We start from the raw sequence: 2,599 nt of genomic DNA, 5'->3' as shown, positions 1-2,599 counted from the left end.
AAAGAAAAAACAAAAGACATCTAACACACTCAATCAAGTAAAGTCCTTTGCACTAAACATCTTAAGCATTAATAAATTCGGCCTGATGGTCCGCCGCAACATTTTGTTCGTGTTGATGAGTCTGGAAGTGATGATGAACGCCTCTGCACTGGCGTTCATTGTCGCGGGCGCCCGTTGGGGCCAGCCGGATGGACAGATCATGTTCATCCTGGTGATCAGCCTTGCAGCTGCCGAGGCCAGTATTGGTCTGGCGATCCTGCTGCAACTGTATCGCCGCTTCCATACGCTCGATATCGACGCTGCCAGTGAGATGCGCGGATGAACCTGATCTTTCTGACTTTCGTATTCCCTCTGATCGGTTTCCTGCTGCTGTCGTTCTCTCGTGGACGCTGGTCGGAAAACCTCTCGGCGCTGATCGGCGTGGGTTCCATTGGCTTGTCGGCGATTGTCGCCGCTTACGTCATCTGGCAATTCAACGTCGCGCCACCCGAAGGCGGTCACTACACCCTGGTGCTGTGGAAGTGGATGGCGGTCGAAGGCTTCAAGCCTGACTTCGCCCTCTACGTCGACGGCCTGTCGATCACCATGCTCGGCGTGGTGGTTGGCGTCGGTTTCCTGATCCACCTGTTCGCGTCCTGGTACATGCGCGGCGAAGCGGGCTACTCGCGCTTCTTCTCGTACACCAACCTGTTTATTGCCAGCATGCTGTTTCTGGTGCTCGGCGATAACCTGTTGTTCCTGTACTTCGGCTGGGAAGGCGTGGGCCTGTGCTCGTACCTGTTGATCGGTTTCTACTACAGCAACCGCAACAACGGTAACGCCGCACTCAAAGCCTTCATCGTGACCCGGATCGGCGACGTGTTCATGGCCATCGGCCTGTTCATCCTGTTCCAGCAAGTGGGCACGCTGAACATCCAGGAACTGCTGGTGCTGGCACCGCAGAAATTCCAGGTCGGCGACTTCTGGATCACCCTGGCAACACTGATGCTGCTGGGGGGCGCGGTCGGTAAATCGGCGCAACTGCCGCTGCAAACCTGGCTCGCGGACGCGATGGCCGGCCCGACCCCGGTTTCGGCATTGATCCACGCCGCAACGATGGTGACTGCCGGTGTTTACCTGATCGCCCGTACCCACGGCCTGTTCACCCTGGCGCCGGAAATCCTCCAACTGGTGGGCATCGTTGGTGGTGTGACCCTGGTACTGGCCGGTTTCGCCGCGCTGGTACAAACCGACATCAAACGTATCCTCGCCTACTCGACCATGAGCCAGATCGGCTACATGTTCCTGGCGCTGGGCGTTGGCGCTTGGGATGGCGCGATTTTCCACCTGATGACCCACGCCTTCTTCAAGGCCCTGCTGTTCCTTGCTTCCGGTGCGGTGATCGTTGCCTGCCACCACGAGCAGAACATCTTCAAGATGGGCGGTCTGTGGAAAAAACTGCCACTGGCCTACGCCAGCTTCATCGTCGGCGGCGCGGCACTGGCTGCCTTGCCACTGGTCACCGCAGGCTTCTACTCCAAGGACGAAATCCTCTGGGAAGCGTTCGCCAGCGGCAACCACGGTCTGCTCTACGCAGGTCTGGTCGGCGCGTTCATGACGTCGCTGTACACCTTCCGCCTGATCTTCATCACGTTCCACGGTGAAGCCAAGACTGAAGCCCACGCCGGTCACGGCATTGCTCACTGGCTGCCATTGTCGGTGCTGATCGTATTGTCCACCGCCATCGGCGCGATGATCGTTCCGCCACTGCACGGCGTACTGCCAGAAAGCGTTGGCCATGCCGGTGGCGAAGCCAAGCACAGTCTGGAAATCGCTTCGGGCGCCATCGCCCTGGCCGGTATCCTCCTGGCAGCGCTGCTGTTCCTCGGCAAGCGTCGCTTCGTCACGGCGATCGCCAACAGCGGCATCGGCCGTTTCCTTTCGGCCTGGTGGTTCGCTGCCTGGGGCTTCGACTGGATCTACGACAAACTGTTCGTCAAGCCTTACCTGGCGATCAGCCACGTACTGCGCAAAGACCCGCTCGACCAGACCATCGGTCTGATCCCGCGTATGGCCAAGGGTGGTCACACCGCCCTGAGCCGCACCGAGACCGGTCAACTGCGTTGGTACGCTGCTTCGATGGCTGCTGGTGCCGTGCTGGTTATCGGCGCCATCGTGCTGGTAGCGGTCTGATATGAACCTTGCGAATTTGCGAAAGGAAACGAGCCCGTCATGATTCTGCCTTGGCTAATCCTGATCCCCTTCATCGGCGGCCTGCTGTGCTGGATGGGTGAGCGCTTCGGCGCTACCCTCCCGCGCTGGATTGCGCTGTTGACCATGACCCTGGAACTCGCCCTCGGCCTCTGGCTGTGGGCCCACGGTGACTATTCATTTGCCCCGGCGCCTGGCGCCGATCCGACCTGGGCGCTTGAGTTCAAGCACATCTGGATCGCGCGTTTCGGCATCAGCGTACACCTGGCCCTCGACGGCCTGTCGCTGTTGATGATCCTGCTGACCGGTCTGCTGGGTATCCTCTCGGTACTCTGCTCGTGGAAAGAGATTCAACGTCACGTTGGCTTCTTTCACCTGAACCTGATGTGGATCCTGGGCGGCGTTGTCG

2 protein-coding genes and 1 pseudogene are annotated in these 2,599 nt (G+C 59.4%); all 3 read left to right on the top strand.

The genetic code is table 11. The features are described 5' to 3' along the window. Positions 1–58 precede the first annotated feature (58 nt). A complete protein-coding gene (gene nuoK / locus ACIP66_RS28470) occupies positions 59–322 on the top strand; it encodes an NADH-quinone oxidoreductase subunit NuoK (protein ID WP_400652599.1) in 264 nt (87 codons plus the stop codon). Then, entirely contained in the window at positions 319–2,172 is a 1,854-nt protein-coding gene (nuoL, locus tag ACIP66_RS28465; RefSeq protein WP_400652596.1) for an NADH-quinone oxidoreductase subunit L, read from the top strand. Before nuoK ends, nuoL begins: the two co-directional genes overlap by 4 nt. A 39-nt stretch (positions 2,173–2,211) precedes the next feature. Next, positions 2,212–2,599 (top strand): annotated as a pseudogene (locus ACIP66_RS28460) (NADH-quinone oxidoreductase subunit M); the annotation flags it as partial.

The sequence above is a fragment of the Pseudomonas sp. NPDC088429 genome (genome assembly GCF_044753305.1).
Taxonomy (GTDB): domain Bacteria; phylum Pseudomonadota; class Gammaproteobacteria; order Pseudomonadales; family Pseudomonadaceae; genus Aquipseudomonas; species Aquipseudomonas rustica.
This window is presented reverse-complemented; position numbering and strand designations above follow the sequence as displayed.

Coding starts and splice junctions, on each gene's coding strand:
- nuoL (WP_400652596.1), top strand. CDS start 319: ATGAACCTGATCTTTCTGACTTTCGTATTCCCTCTGATCGGTTTCCTG.